The organism is Sphingopyxis sp. OPL5, assembly GCF_003797775.2.
In the GTDB taxonomy this organism is placed as follows: Bacteria; Pseudomonadota; Alphaproteobacteria; order Sphingomonadales; family Sphingomonadaceae; genus Sphingopyxis.
The window spans coordinates 2056650-2070650 of the sequence record NZ_CP060725.1 but is presented as its reverse complement, the minus strand read 5'-3'; the positions used below and the strand labels follow the sequence as shown (position 1 = coordinate 2070650).

16 protein-coding genes are annotated in these 14001 nt (G+C 66.3%); 10 read left to right on the top strand and 6 right to left on the bottom strand.

Annotated elements, in window-relative coordinates; genetic code table 11:
* Nucleotides 1-17: 17 nt before the first annotated feature.
* Complete coding sequence (locus tag EEB18_RS09845) at nucleotides 18-422, top strand: hypothetical protein (RefSeq protein WP_262408188.1); 405 nt, start codon at nucleotides 18-20, stop codon at nucleotides 420-422.
* On the opposite strand, the gene EEB18_RS09840 is transcribed toward EEB18_RS09845, so the two are convergent.
* The 3 genes from EEB18_RS09840 to EEB18_RS09830 all read right to left on the bottom strand — a co-directional run bounded on the left by EEB18_RS09840 (nucleotide 419) and on the right by EEB18_RS09830 (nucleotide 3583).
* On the bottom strand, nucleotides 419-1252 hold the full coding sequence (locus EEB18_RS09840; protein ID WP_187142412.1) for a hypothetical protein: 834 nt from the start codon (nucleotides 1250-1252) through the stop codon (nucleotides 419-421). The genes EEB18_RS09845 and EEB18_RS09840 overlap by 4 nt on opposite strands.
* 59 nt (nucleotides 1253-1311) lie before the next feature.
* Entirely contained in the window at nucleotides 1312-2631 is a 1320-nt protein-coding gene (locus EEB18_RS09835; RefSeq protein WP_187669107.1) for a homoserine dehydrogenase, read from the bottom strand.
* 70 nt (nucleotides 2632-2701) lie between these two features.
* Complete coding sequence (locus tag EEB18_RS09830; RefSeq protein ID WP_187142299.1) at nucleotides 2702-3583, bottom strand: hypothetical protein; 882 nt, start codon at nucleotides 3581-3583, stop codon at nucleotides 2702-2704.
* A gap of 266 nt (nucleotides 3584-3849) precedes the next feature.
* Here EEB18_RS09830 and EEB18_RS09825 point away from each other — a divergent pair, with 266 nt between their 5' ends.
* From EEB18_RS09825 to EEB18_RS09800, 6 genes are all read left to right on the top strand, one after another.
* Nucleotides 3850-4506 carry an energy transducer TonB gene (locus EEB18_RS09825; RefSeq protein ID WP_187142298.1) on the top strand — a complete coding sequence of 219 codons (657 nt, stop codon included), beginning with the start codon at nucleotides 3850-3852 and terminating at the stop codon, nucleotides 4504-4506.
* A 132-nt stretch (nucleotides 4507-4638) separates the two neighbouring features.
* Complete coding sequence (locus EEB18_RS09820; protein WP_056342795.1) at nucleotides 4639-5388, top strand: MotA/TolQ/ExbB proton channel family protein; 750 nt, start codon at nucleotides 4639-4641, stop codon at nucleotides 5386-5388.
* A 94-nt stretch (nucleotides 5389-5482) separates the two neighbouring features.
* A complete protein-coding gene (locus EEB18_RS09815) occupies nucleotides 5483-6004 on the top strand; it encodes an ExbD/TolR family protein (protein ID WP_056341475.1) in 522 nt (173 codons plus the stop codon).
* Nucleotides 6005-6039: 35 nt separating this feature from the next.
* Nucleotides 6040-6465 (top strand): ExbD/TolR family protein, encoded by a 426-nt coding sequence (locus EEB18_RS09810; protein ID WP_056341472.1) that lies wholly within the window; start codon nucleotides 6040-6042, stop codon nucleotides 6463-6465.
* A 149-nt stretch (nucleotides 6466-6614) separates the two neighbouring features.
* Nucleotides 6615-7925, top strand: coding sequence for a UDP-glucose dehydrogenase family protein (locus EEB18_RS09805; RefSeq protein WP_056341467.1), 1311 nt, complete (start codon nucleotides 6615-6617; stop codon nucleotides 7923-7925).
* Nucleotides 7926-8001: 76 nt separating this feature from the next.
* Nucleotides 8002-8577, top strand: a complete 576-nt coding sequence (locus EEB18_RS09800) for a superoxide dismutase family protein (RefSeq protein ID WP_262408187.1) — start codon at nucleotides 8002-8004, stop codon at nucleotides 8575-8577.
* A gap of 226 nt (nucleotides 8578-8803) precedes the next feature.
* Here EEB18_RS09800 and EEB18_RS09795 read toward each other — a convergent pair whose 3' ends face one another.
* Nucleotides 8804-10360, bottom strand: a complete 1557-nt coding sequence (locus EEB18_RS09795) for an MFS transporter (protein ID WP_187142297.1) — start codon at nucleotides 10358-10360, stop codon at nucleotides 8804-8806.
* A gap of 107 nt (nucleotides 10361-10467) precedes the next feature.
* Between EEB18_RS09795 and EEB18_RS09790 the strand changes: the two genes are divergently transcribed.
* On the top strand, nucleotides 10468-10959 hold the full coding sequence (locus tag EEB18_RS09790; protein WP_187142296.1) for a low molecular weight protein-tyrosine-phosphatase: 492 nt from the start codon (nucleotides 10468-10470) through the stop codon (nucleotides 10957-10959).
* Here EEB18_RS09790 and thpR read toward each other — a convergent pair.
* Entirely contained in the window at nucleotides 10866-11483 is a 618-nt protein-coding gene (thpR, locus tag EEB18_RS09785; protein WP_187142295.1) for an RNA 2',3'-cyclic phosphodiesterase, read from the bottom strand. The two genes, EEB18_RS09790 and thpR, sit on opposite strands and share 94 nt — an antisense overlap.
* 131 nt (nucleotides 11484-11614) lie before the next feature.
* Here thpR and EEB18_RS09780 point away from each other — a divergent pair, with 131 nt between their 5' ends.
* Nucleotides 11615-12346, top strand: coding sequence for a Bax inhibitor-1/YccA family protein (locus tag EEB18_RS09780; protein ID WP_187142294.1), 732 nt, complete (start codon nucleotides 11615-11617; stop codon nucleotides 12344-12346).
* A gap of 79 nt (nucleotides 12347-12425) precedes the next feature.
* Entirely contained in the window at nucleotides 12426-13322 is an 897-nt protein-coding gene (locus EEB18_RS09775) for a DUF2785 domain-containing protein (RefSeq protein ID WP_187142293.1), read from the top strand.
* On the opposite strand, the gene EEB18_RS09770 is transcribed toward EEB18_RS09775, so the two are convergent.
* Nucleotides 13319-13954 (bottom strand): glutathione S-transferase family protein, encoded by a 636-nt coding sequence (locus EEB18_RS09770; protein WP_187142292.1) that lies wholly within the window; start codon nucleotides 13952-13954, stop codon nucleotides 13319-13321. The genes EEB18_RS09775 and EEB18_RS09770 overlap by 4 nt on opposite strands.
* Nucleotides 13955-14001: the final 47 nt, after the last annotated feature.

The window sequence follows — 14001 nt, the reverse complement described above, 5'->3', positions numbered from 1 at the left end:
TCGCCGCCGCCTGTGTCATGGCTGTGACGCCCGTCGCCGCGCAGGTGCAGGGTCCGCCCGCGCCCCGGCCCGCGCGCGATGCCGAAAGCGCCGCCGCCAACGCCAAGGACCTGGTCGATCCGATCAAGCGCTGCAAACCCGCGGAGGATGGATCGATCAACGTCTGCGGCAGCGACACCGACCGCCACCGGCTGTCGCCCGAACTGCGCGCGATCGCCGGGGTGGGAAAATCGACGAAGGACAGCCGACCGCCGGCGCCGGGCATCAACCCGACGCCATTGGACAAATTGCCCCACAACTGGATGTCGATGGGCGGCCGCTACAAACCCGGCCCCGAATATAATCATCTCTATGAAATGGCGAAGCGTGCGACCGACCCCGACACCGGGGTGCCGCCGCCGCCCGAGGACCCCGAACCCTAGGCGAAGATTTCGCGGGCCGCGACGCCGATTTCGGCGGTGCGGTACAACCCGGCGGGGATCAGCACCTGGCCGAGGAAATAGAGAGCGAATAGCAGGATCCAGCCGAAGCTCATCAGCGTTTCAAGCAAACCGCCGGGTTCGTTGGCGAAGATGATCGCGCCGTGGAGCATCGCGAGGCCGACCATCGGGATGGCGAAGATCAGGCCGTACAGCAAATAGAAGCCGTAAAGCCGCCATTGCGCCGGCCGCGTAAGCCGCCACGATTCGACGAAGGCCGACAGCGGCTCAAGCTTGCCGCGCCCGCCCATGATCGCGCCCGCGAGGCACAGCCGCACGCCGATCCATGCTCCGACCAGCGAGAGAAGGACGCGAAAGATTTCGAGCCCAATGCCGACGGCGGTGCCGCCCGAAGCCAGCGTTTCGGGATCAACGACGGCCAAGCGCAGCCCTGTGACTAGGCCGATGGTGATCGCGAGCATGATATTGGTGACCAGATAGGCAGTCCCCGCGACCATCCCGTACATCAGTTCGGAAATATAGCCCTCGCGCATCTCCGCGAGGATGGCGTTCCAAGCGGCCAGCATCGCGCCCGCAGTAATCACCGCGACGATGCCGAGCAGATAGAGCGGCCCGGTGATCGATCCGCCGACGCGGTTGGTCGAGGGGTCGGAAACGATCGCCATGATGTTGCGCAGGCTGAAGATCGGATCGCTCGACAGCAGGAGGAAGGGGAAGACCACCCCCAGCGCCGCATAGACGAGCAGCGCCTGCCAATGCGCGTCCGCCAGCGCCCGGGCTTCGGCCAGCCCGCGTCCGATCTCTATCGTCATGATATCGCCCCTGTTCCCCATGGGCATGGGTAGCAGGGGCGAAGGCTATTTCAAGCGGGCTAGAGCGCCAGGATCGGCATGTGCATCGGCGCGCCGACGACATGGTCCGACGCCGCGAGCGTGGCGAGCGCCGCCGCGATCGCGCGCGCGGGGCCTTCGTGGGTGACGATCGCGATGACGACGCCGTCGTCCTTCTCGGTGCCGCGCTGGATGAAGCTTTCGATCGACACCCCGGCGTCGCGCATCGCGGTGGCGATTTCGGCGAGCACGCCGATGCGGTCCTCGACGACCAGCCGGACATAATGTTTGCCGACCCGCGCCCCGGCGTCGGCGGCGGGCGCCTCGTCGAGCGCATCGACCGGCATCGCGAAGGCGGGGCCATATTCGTCGCGTGCGATGTCGATGATGTCGGCGACGATCGCCGACGCCGTCGGTCCCGCGCCCGCGCCCGCGCCCTCGAAGAACAGTCGCCCGACAAAATTGCCCTCGGCGACCACCGCGTTGAGCGCGCCGGGGACATAGGCGAGCGGATGGTCGGCGGGCACCAGGCACGGCTGGACATGCTGATATAATCCGCTGCCATCGCGTTCGGCCATGCCGATCAGGCGGACGCGGTGTCCCAAGGCTTCGGCCTCGCGGATGTCCGCCGCGATCAGGTCGCGGATGCCGCCCGTCGCGACCGCGCCGATGTCGAGCTTCGTCCCGAAACACAGCGCCGCGAGGATCGACAATTTGTGCGCGGCGTCGATGCCGTCGACGTCGAAGGTCGGGTCGGCCTCGGCATAGCCTTCGGCCTGCGCCGCGGCGAGCGCGTCGGCAAAGCTCGCGCCGTTGCGCTCCATCTGCGTGAGGATATAATTGCAGGTGCCGTTGAGGATGCCATAGACGCGCGCGATCGCGTTCGCCGACGCGCCCTCGCGGATCGCCTTGATCACCGGGATGCCGCCCGCGACCGCGGCTTCATATTTCAGCGGCGTGTCGGTCGCCTCGGCGAGCCGCGCGAGGTCGAGTCCGTGATGCGCGATCATCGCCTTGTTCGCGGTGACCAGCGCCTTGCCCGCGCCCAGCGTATGCCGCGCCAGCGTCAGCGCCATGCCGTCGGCGCCGCCGATCATCTCGACCACCACATCGACGTCCTCGGCCGCGACCAGGGCGTCGAGATCATCCTCCCAGCGATAGGCCGACAGGTCGACGCCGCGGTCCTTGTGCCGGTCGCGCGCCGACAGCGCGACGATCTCGATCGCGCGCCCGGCGCGGCGTGCGATCAGGTCGCGGTTGACCTGCAGCAGGCGAACGACGCCGCCGCCGACGACGCCAAGCCCGGCGAGTGCGACGCGCAGCGGCGGGCGCGGGGCAGCGGGGGCGGGGGAAGGCGACATGCAGGCACTCCTTATATATAGAGCCTGCGCCCCTATCGGCTTTTACCGAGGAAACAAGAGTGGAGGAGGCTTAGCCCGCCGGCGGCTTTCTCGTCCGCGTGCAGTCGCCGAGCGCGCCGAGCACGATGCCATAGTCCGACGCCGCCTTGCGCCGGTCTTCGGGGGGCGTGCCCGCCAGCTTGGCGAGCGGCAACGGGCGCGGCAGCCCGCAGGCGAGCCGGTACCAGGCGAGCGTATCGCGCGCCGGCACCGCCGCCGATCCGTCGACGATCTCGCCGAACGCCGCCGCCCAGCGCCGCGATCCGTCGGCGCTGGTCAGGATGGTCAGCGACATCGGCTCGCCGGTCGCGGTGTCGAAGAACAATTGGGTCTCGCCTTCGCCCGGCAGCGTGCCCGGCACATGGAAGCCGTTGGCGAAGCCGCTGATCGCGGGCGCCGCGCCCGGCTTGACCAGCTCGGTCAGGATCGCGCGCAGCCGCGCCTCGGTCGCGGGATCCCATGGCAGCTGGGCGTCGGGCGCGACCAGCCGGATGCTGTTCGTGCTCGTCGATCCCGCCGCGCCCGCCGCGACCGGGCGCGCGAAGAGCAGGACGGGCTGCTTCTTTTTCAGCTTCACCGGCTTGCCATTGGCACCCAGCGGCAGGTCCACCAGGTAAGATATGCGCGCCGCCAGCGGCCCCTTGCCGCGAATCAGCCCGATGACGTCGGCCTCGACATAGAATCGGCTCGAACCCGCGGCGACGCCGGGCGCCCGCTCGGGTTTGAGCGCGGTGGCCGACGCGATGCGCGCATGGATCGCCATCGGCGCCGCGGTGGCGAGATCGGCGACGTCGGCATAGCTGTACGGGCTCGGCGGCGGCGCGGCGGCGGGCGCCTGCATCGCGGAAACCGCCGGGATTCCGCCGCTTAAGCCGGCCAGGGCGATCGCGATGGCGGGAAGGAGCTTGCGCATGGTGGGTCCACTTTCTGTTTGTCATTGACACCGGTTGCGGTGGCGGCGTGCCATCTTGGCGCGCGCCACATTAACCGCTGATAAAGGGTTTGCGAACTTGCCGCCACCGCGATAGGACGTCCGACGAAGCGTCCGGCACAGAACATAATAGCCGGAAGCCGCCCGCCGGGTCTGCGGAACGCATCGGAATTATCCGGGCATTTGGCAACTCCCCCCGACGGTTTGGATTGGTGTCAGGATGATCTAGCAAGGAGCGTCGTTCCTGAATGGCTTATGGTGATAGTGTCGACCCTAAAAACAGGGTAGTGGCGATCGTCTTGGTGGGACTGCTGACGGCGGGACTGGGCTACGGCCTGGTCAACGGCCTGAATATCAGCATCGTCAAGAAGCTCGCCGAAAAATTGGATGTGGTGGACGTCGAAGAACCGCCGCCGCCCGAGGAGCCGCCGCCGCCGCCGCCGCCGGACAATGTCCTGCCGCCGCCGCCGCCGGTCGTGACTCCGCCGTCGCCGTTCCCGCCGCCCGTGGCTGCGCCGCAGATTCAGTCGGTGCGCGAGCCGCCTCCGGCGCCGCCTCCGCCGGTCTATATCCCGCCCGCGCCGCCGGCTCCGCCGCCGACGGCGGACCTGAGCGCCGCCGGTACGCCGCGCGGCAACCCCGGGCGCTGGGCGACCAACGACGATTATCCGGCCCGTGCCATGCGCGAAGAGCGCGAGGGTACGACCGGTTTCCGCGTCACGTACAGCGCCGACGGCCGGATCACCTCCTGTGATGTGACCTCGTCGAGCGGTCATGCGGATCTCGATGCCGAGACCTGCAAGCTCATCACGCGTCGCGGCCGGTTCAACCCGGGCAAGGACCGTGCGGGCAACCCGACGGGCGGTAGCTACAGCAACCGCATCCGCTGGCAGATTCCGCGTTGATCGGGACCGGGCCCAGCGATCTGGGCCCAACGATCTGGATTTTTAGTTTTTGACGAAATTTTGAGAGGGAATACCACGATGATCAATCTGATTGCGACCGCCGCCGCCGCGGGTCACCGGAGCTACGGCATGATGCCGTCTACGTTCTGCGAAGCAAAGCTCGCCGACCCCACCAACAAATATGGCGTCTTCCCGGCGCTGTGCGAAGGCGGCTGGATCACGCAGCTGACCGGCCTGGTGCTGGTCATCATGTTCATGGGCACGCTCTACATCCTGTTCACCAAGCTGTTCGAACAGAATAAGGTGATGAACCAGGGCAAGGCCGTCGACGTCAATTTCTGGCGCGCGCCGACCCTCGCCGAGGGTGCTGCGAAGCTCGAAAAGAACAGCGCCTATCGCCAGGTCGTCGAAGACGGCCTGCGCGCCAACGAAGAGCACACCAAGCTGACCGATCCTGTCGAAGCGCATGACTGGATGCACGGCACGCTTGAGCGTTCGCAGAACCACATCAACTCGCAGCTCAACTCGGGTCTCGCCTTCCTCGCGACCGTCGGTTCGACCGCACCGTTCGTCGGTCTGTTCGGTACCGTTATCGGCATTCTGAACGCGCTCGTGAAGATCGGTGCGTCGGGTCAGGCGTCGATCGACGCGGTTGCCGGTCCGGTCGGTGAAGCGCTTATCATGACCGCCGTCGGCCTGATCGTCGCGGTTCCCGCGGTGCTCGCGTTCAACTGGCTGCAGAGCCGCAACAAGGCGATCAGCCGCCGTCTGTCGACCTTCTCGAACGACGTTCTCGGCTCGATCATGTCGGGCGGCCAGGTGAAGCCGGCCGTCGTTGCTCCGGCAAAGGCTGCCCCGGCCGCCGCGCCGAAGAAGGCCTGATTATCTGGCGACCCGGTGTCCGTCGCCGCCCTTCGGGGCTGGCGCCGGACACCGGGTCGTCCCGTGTAACTATTTGTGACAGGATGCTGATCCTATGTCGATGAGTGTAGGCGATAAGGGCGGCGAAGACGCCCCCATGTCCGACATCAACACGACGCCGCTCGTGGACATCATGCTTGTGTTGCTCATCATCTTCCTCATCACGGTTCCCGTGGTGCTGGAGACGGTGAACCTCAAGCTGCCCGACGTGGTATTCGAGGCGACGACGACCAAGCCTGAAAACGTGCTGTTGTCGGTGCGTTCGGGCGATACCGACGGCGACGGCCAACCCAACCCCGAAAGCACCGCGTGCGAAGTCTATTGGGGCCAGACCCCGGTCGATTCGAAAGAGCTGCTGAAAAAGGGCCAGGACAAGCTCGAGAAGCTGATCAAGGATATCGGCGGCGTCGAAAACATTACCGAGGAAAATTTCCCCGAAGTGCATATCCGCGGCGACATCAACACGCCGTACCAGTGCATCGGCGGGGTGATCTACACCATGCAATATGCTGGTTTCCAGAAGATCGGCTTCATTTCCGAACCGGCTCCTGGCTCGGGGACGCTGGCGCGCATGTAAGCGCGTTCCGCCACAAGCTATGAAGGAATAAACGCATGTCCATGGCAGTTGGAGATCGGGACGAAAACGAACCGATGATGGAGATGAACACGACGCCGCTGATCGACGTCATGCTCGTGCTCCTCATCATGTTCATCATCACGATCCCGCCCCAGACCCACGCGGTGAAGATCGACCTTCCGGTTCCGACCGACGCAAAGAACAACGTCGATCCGGTAAAGAACAAGGTCATGATCGATCCGCGCGGGACGATCACCTGGAACGGCGCGCCGGTCGATCTGGCGACGCTCGAAAGCTATCTGCTCGAAACCAAGCAGCTGGCGGTCGAACCCGAACTCCAGGTGCAGCCTGATCCCTACGCACGCTATATCGTCGTCGATCGCGTGATGGCGGTGATCAAGCGCAGCGGCGTCGGCAAGCTCGGCTTCGTCGGCAACGAACAATATGCGCGTGTCTTCTGATCGCTGATCGAAGCGACGTGAACAGGCAGGGGGCCGCGAAGCAATTCGCGGCCCTTTCCCTTTGGGCGCTTTGGCTTTAAGGACGCGCCGCATCCCCTCTCCCCGTGCGCCCCACCCGCGCCGACACCAGCAGCAAAAGGGCTTCGCAGATGAAAATCGCCATGATCGGAACGGGCTATGTCGGCCTGGTTTCGGGTGCCTGCTTCTCCGATTTCGGCCATGACGTGGTGTGCGTCGACAAGGACGCGTCCAAGATCGACGCGCTGCACGCGGGCCGCATGCCGATCTACGAACCCGGTCTCGATGCGCTCGTCGCGGCGAATGTCGCCGCCGGCCGCCTGTCGTTCACCACCGAACTCGCCCCCGCGGTCGCCGGCGCCGACGCGGTGTTCATCGCCGTCGGCACCCCGTCGCGGCGCGGCGACGGCCATGCCGATCTGTCCTATGTCTTCGGCGCCGCCGAGGAACTCGCCGCCACCCTCGACCATGACTGCGTCATCGTCACCAAGTCGACCGTTCCGGTCGGCACCGGCGACGAGGTCGAACGCATCCTGCGCGAAGGCTCGGCGGGGCGCAGCCACAGCGTCGCCTCGAACCCCGAATTCCTGCGTGAAGGCGCCGCGATCGGCGATTTCAAACGCCCCGACCGCATCGTCATCGGCGCCGAGGATGCGCGGGGCGAGGCGGTGCTCCGCGAAGTCTATCGCCCGCTCTTCCTCAACGAAGCGCCGATCCTCGTCACCCGCCGCCGCACCGCGGAAATGATCAAATATGCCGCGAACGCCTTTCTCGCGACCAAGATCACCTTCATCAACGAGATCGCCGACCTGTGCGAGGCCGTCGGTGCCGAGGTCCAGGACGTCGCGCGCGGCATCGGCCTCGACAACCGGATCGGCGGCAAATTCCTCCACGCCGGTCCCGGCTACGGCGGCAGCTGTTTCCCCAAGGACACGCTGGCGCTGCTCAAGACCGCGCAGGACCATGACGTGCCGCTGCGTCTCGTCGAGGCGACGGTGCTCGCCAACGACCTGCGCAAACGCGCGATGGGGCGCAAGATCGTTACCGCGCTCGGCGGCAATGCGCGCGGCAAGACCGTCGCCCTGCTCGGGCTGACGTTCAAGCCGAACACCGACGACATGCGCGATTCGCCCAGCCTCGCGATCGTCCAGACGCTGGTCGATGCCGGCGCGCGGGTCACCGCCTACGATCCCGAAGGCATGGACATCGCGGCGCCAATGATGCCCGATGTCGAGATGAAGGCGAGCGCCTATGCCGCCGCCGACGGCGCCGATGCGGTGGCGATCGTCACCGAATGGGACGCCTTCCGCGCGCTCGACCTCGCCCGCCTCGGCGCGGGCATGGCCGACAAATTGCTCGTCGACCTGCGCAACATCTATCGCCGCGAAGAAGTGGCGCGCCACGGCTTCCGTCACATCGCTATTGGAACCCGCGGCGAATAAAGGCATCATCGCCGACGGGAACGAAAGCCGCCGTGGCGGCTTTGCGATTCCGATGGTTTTTCCGGGGAGCAGAAGCATGACGATCCGTTCGACCTTTGGCCGCAACATGACCATCGGCGCCGTCGCCCTGTCGGCGCTCGCGCTGTCGGGCTGCGACCTGATCGGCCAGAAGAAGGATCCGGCGTCGAATTTGCCCGTTCCCGACGCGAGCGCGCCGCTGTTCGACGCACGCGGCGCCGACCGCGGCCGCGTCGACATCTTCCGCGATAGCGACGGCCTGCGCCTCGAACTCGTCGCGCGCGGTTTCGCCGCCGGGACCTATGGCATGCACGTCCATTCTGTCGGGCTGTGCGATGCGCCGAAATTCACCACCGCCGGTCCGCACTGGAATCCGACGAGCGCCCAGCACGGCCGCGACAATCCGCTCGGCGCGCATCATGGCGACATGCCCAACCTCGTCATCGAACCCGACACGATCGGCCGCGCGACGCTGCGGATCGTCGGTACGCGCCTGACGGGCGACGGTGGCCTTCTCGATGCCGACGGTGCGGCCTTCGTGATCCATGCCAAGCCCGACGATTACAAGACCGATCCCAGCGGCAACAGCGGCGACCGCATCGTCTGCGGCGTGATCGCCGCCAAGGCGCCTTAGTCCGTTTTTCGCGCGGTATGGCCCCATTGATCCTCCCTGTGGCCGCAGGCCATGGGGAGGGGGGCCGCCGCGAAGCGGTGGTGGAGGGGCCGAAAGGTTGCACGACGCCTGACGGCGTCGGCCCCTCCGTCAGCGGCTGTGCCGCTGCCACCTCCCCATCGCTTCGCGACAGGGAGGGGTGTTATGTCCGCTTCTCACATCCCAAAATCGGCCCCGTCGGGTGATTCTAAACCCGCGCGCGCTCGGCGATCGTCGCCTCGGCCCGCGGCACCGCGCGATAAGCATAGATCAACAGCCCGAGTGCGATCGGCGCGACGGCGATCAGCGACAATATGCCCATGCGCAGGTCGCCGGCGATAACCGAAATCTGCCCGACCATATACGGGCCGAACGACAGGCCGACCAGCGTCGTGCCGAGGAAGAAGGCGGCGGTCGCGGTACCGCGCATCCGCGGCAGCACCAGGTCCTGGGTCGTTGCCGCCGCCGCGCCGAGCGCGGTCGCGCCGAACGCCCCGGCGAGGAAATTCATCACATAGAACAGCGTCGGGTCGGGGGTCGTATAGCCGATCCAGATCGGGGCCACCGGCGCGACGACGCCGAACATGATCATCACGATGCGGCCTGCGGGGTTGCGCGCGCGCAGATAGTCGGCGATCCGTCCGCCGATGATCACCCCGACGAAACCGCTGATCGCCCCGTTCGCGCCCAGCCAGAACGCCAGTTCCTTCTTGGGAATACCCAGCACCGTCTCGGCATAGGGCGCCGACCAGAAGGCGAGCGCATAGGCGGCGAGGCTGACGAGGCCATAGCCGAGCGTGGTGCAGATGAAGGCAGGCGTCCCCCAGATCAGGCGGAAGGTCGCGGGATCGTGCGCGCGCAGCGTGCTGGCCCAGGAAAAAACGGCATAATAGCCGAGCGCGACCGCCATCCATTGCGCTTCGTTCGCCGTGAGTTCGATCATCCACCAGGCAAAGGCGGACACGGCGATCGCGACCCCGATGTTGATCGCCAGCGCCGCCGGACCGCGCTTCCACGCCCCCCACAGCGTCAGCGGCGGAACGATCATCGACAAATCCTTGCCGAACTCGCGGAAAGGGCTGGGCGAACTCGGGCTCGCCACCCCGTCCATCGCGCCGCGCACCGGCTCGCGGAGCGTCGCGACCCACAGCGCGACGATCAGGCCGGGGATGCCGACCGCGAGGAACGCGGCCTGCCAGCCGACCAGCCCCAGCGGTCCGCCCGCGGGATAGGCCCGGCCCCATGTCTCGACGATCAGCGCGCCGATAAACAGCGACACGCCGCCGCCGATGTACAGCCCCGACGAATAGATCGCGAGCGCGGTCGCCTTCTGCCGCTTCGGGAAATAGTCGGAGATCAGCGAGTAAGCGGTGGGGCTGGCGGTCGCTTCGCCGATGCCGACGCCCATGCGGGCGAGCGTCAGCGTCAGCTTGTTGTAGGCGAAGCCCGACAGCGCGGTCATCGCCGACCACAGGGTCAGGCCGATCGACAGCAATTTCACCCGGCTCCAATTGTCGGCGAGCCGGCCGAGCGGGATGCCGAACAGCGCGTAAAAGACCGCGAAGGCGGCGCCGCCGAGGAAGCCGAGGTCGCCATCGTCGAGGCCCAGGTCGGCCTTGACGTCGACCGCGAGGATGCTCAGGATCTGCCGGTCGATGAAGTTCAGGATATAGACGACGACCAGCACCGCCAGCACATACCAGCTATAGCCGGTGGCGCGCGGCTCGGCGGGAACCGGCGCGCCGGTCGTGTCGTTCTCGGCCATCTGGCAACCCTCTCCCTGACCCATTATCTGTTATGGCCCATGGCTAGCAGAGCCGAACGACGGCGCAAGTTGAAAGTCGGTTCAACTTTACAGGAAGGATCGGCGATATGCGCGATGATCGAGAAGTTACGGCCCCCGCGATCCTCTTCCTATGCCTCGGCAACATTTGCCGCTCGCCGCTCGCCGAAGGCGCGGCGCGCGCCGCCTTCGCCGATGCGGGCATCGCCGCGACGCTCGATTCGGCGGGCACCGGCGACTGGCATGTCGGCCGCCCGCCCGACCCGCGCGCCTTGGCCGAAGCGCGGCGCCGCGGCGTCGACATCTCGGATCTGCGCGCCCGCCAGCTCGCGCTCGGCGACTTCACCCGCTTCGACCTGATCCTCGCCGCCGATGCCGAAAACTTGCGCGACGCCCGCGCCCTCGCGCCCGCCGATGCGACCGCACGGCTGATGCTGATGCTCGACCTGGTGCCGGGCCGAACCGGCGACAGCGTCACCGATCCCTATTATGGTGCGGACGATGGTTTTGCCGAAACCTGGGGCGATGTCAGTGCGGTCGCGGCGGCGCTCGTCGCCGATGCCACCGGATCGAGCGGATAGCGCGCGACGGGGTGATAGCGCGATCCGCCATGCCCCATCTCGCTTTCGTACAAGGCGACGTGGTCAAAGGTGAAGGGCGCGCTCGCGAGGTCGCTGTGCAGCGCGAGGAAGGGGGCTACCGGCCCCGAACCGCGATTGAGCCGCGCCAGCGTGATATGCGGTACGAAGGCGCGTGTCTCGGGCGCGACGCCGACGCGTGTCAGCAGCTGGTCGACCTTGCGGTGCAGCGCCGCGATCGCATCATGCGGTTCGACCCCGGCCCAGATCATGTGCGGGCGGCCGTGATGCTCGAACAGGTCGACCCCGGCGATCCGGGCCAGGATGGCAGGGGCGTGCAGCGCGCCGAGTGCGGCGGCGATATCTTCGGCGCGGTGATGATCGACTTCGCCGATGAAGCGCAAAGTCAGGTGCAACTGCTCGTCGTTCTGCCAGCGTGCGCCCGCAATGCCGTGCATCGCAGCGATCAGCGCGGTGCGGACGGCGTGCGGCGGGCGCAGCGCGACGAACAGGCGGTGGGTCGACATGGCGGACCCAGCATAAGCGCTTGCGGTGGCACGCGGAAAGCCTCTTGTCCGGTTTCGCTTGAAAGCGCGGGAAAAAATAACGATATTGCGGCCATGGCCGGTATGGGCTGGCCAATGATGGAGTGAAAACAATGGCTAATTGGAACGACCCCAATATGGCGGCGTCCGGTTTTGGCGCCGCAGCGACTGCAACGGACCAGGCCGTCGATGCCGGCCTGCGGTCGTACATGCTGTCGGTTTACAACTATATGGCATCGGGCGTGCTGCTCACCGGCATCGTCGCCCTGCTCGCTTTCCAGTCGGGCTTCACCGCTTCGATGGTGACCAGCCCGCTGTGGTTCGTCGTCGCGCTGGCGCCGCTCGCCTTCGTGCTGGTGCTTAGCTTCGGCATCAACAAGCTGTCGACCGCCGCGATGCAAGGCCTTTTCTGGGTCTTTGCCGTGGTCATGGGCCTGTCGATGTCGACGATCTTCCTGCGCTTCGGCATGGGTTCGATTGCCCAGACCTTCTTCGCGACGGCCGCTGCCTTCGCGGGTCTCAGCCTCTATGGCTATACCACCAAGAAAGATCTGTCGGGCTTCGGCACCTTCCTGATCATGGGCGTCATCGGCATCATCGTTGCCATGCTGCTCAACGCCTTCATCTTCCAGTCGCCTGCGCTGATGCTGGCGATCAGCATCGTCGGCGTGCTCGTGTTCGCGGGTCTCACCGCCTATGACACGCAGAAGATCAAGAGCATGTATTTCTACGTCCGCGGGACGGACATGATGGGCAAGACCGTGATCATGGGGGCGCTGAACCTCTATCTCGACTTCGTCAACATGTTCACCTTCCTGCTCAACCTGCTGGGCAGCCGCGACTAAGCGGACGGATGAACAACTGATGCAAGGAGCCCGGCGGAGCGATTCGCCGGGCTCTTTCATTTGGGGAGGAGCGGGCGGAATGAAGGCGATATGGGCCGTCATCGGCTTGACCACGATGGCGGCAGCGACGCCGGCGATGGCAAGTGAAACCGACAAGTGCGCCATCCGACGCCCCGCGGACAGCGACCTCAAGACCTATGCCGCCCACTATTTCCCAAAGGCCGATGCGGCGACGATCGACGCGCTGCTTGCCTGCCTTGGCGATCCTGACCCGGCGGTGCGTGACGGCTTTGCCTTCACCCTCTGGTCCGAAGGATTGCGCGGCAAACAGGTCGAGCCGGCGCTGATGCGCCACGCCAATGCGCGCCTGCAGGCGATGATGGCCGGACCCGACGACGCGTCAGGCTTTCGCCCTCCCTTCGCTGCGCTGGCGCTGGCAGAGGTCGCCCGCGCCGACCGGATGGAGCCTTTTCTGACAGACGCCGAACTCCACGCGCTCGCGGAGGCGGGCGCCATCTATCTGCGCGGCGTCACCGACTATCGCGGCTTCACGGCGGGCGAGGGCTGGCGCCACGGCGTCGCGCACGGCGCCGACCTGATGCTTCAGCTGGCGCTCAACCCGCGCCTGTCGCGCGCCGATGCCGACCGGCTGCTCGCAGCGATCGCGGCGCAGGTCGCGCCCGCCGCGTCGCCCTATTATGTCCATGGCGAACCGGGGCGTCTCGCCGGCCCGATCCTTTATCTCGCGCGGCGTTCCGATATCGATGATGCCGCCTGGGCGGTATGGTTCCAATCATTGCACCCCGACGCCAGCCCGCGCTGGCGGGACGCCTATGCCGGCGCCGCCGGTCTCGCGGCGATCCACAACAGCACCGCCTTTGCTTCGGCAATCTATGTCAGCGCCTCCGAATCGAAAGACCCGCAGATTCGCCGCCTCGCCCCGCTGGCGGTCGAGCTGATCAGGGCGCTGCCCTAAGCCGGATTCGCCGCCTGCATTTCGGCGATCAGGCCATTGTCGATCGCCTTGGCGCGCTTATACCCGTCGCGCTCGCGCAGGCCGGCGGCATAGGCTTCGAACGCCGGGCGGCTCGGGATCGTGCCGAACTGCAGCCCCCAGTCGATCTGGCTGCCGACATAGACGTCGGCGGCGGTGAATTTGTCACCCGCGACATAGGTCTTGCCCGCGACCGCGCTTTCAAGCGCGTCGAGTGCATGCTCAAGCGTTCCGAAGCCCGCCGAGCGCTGCTGATCGGCGTCGGGTTCGATCCCGAAATGCTTCGCGGTGATCGCCTGCTCGACCGGCCCGGCGGCAAAGAACATCCAGCGATAATAATCGGCGCGGGCATCGGCGGCGGGCGCGAGACCGGCGTCCGGAAAGGCGTCGGCCAGATAGGCGCAGATCGCGGCGCATTCGGTAACGACCTTTCCGTCGTGGACGATCGCCGGAACCTTGCCCATCGGGTTGATCGCCAGATAAGCCTCGTCCTTCATCGACGTTCCATAACCGAGGATATGGGTCTCATAGGACGCGCCGACTTCTTCGAGCATCCAGCGGACGATCTGCCCGCGCGACATCGGGTTGGTATAGAAAATCAGCTCATCGGCCATCGTGCATCTCCCTTGGTTTGGCGAGTCGGGATAGAACATAACAGGAA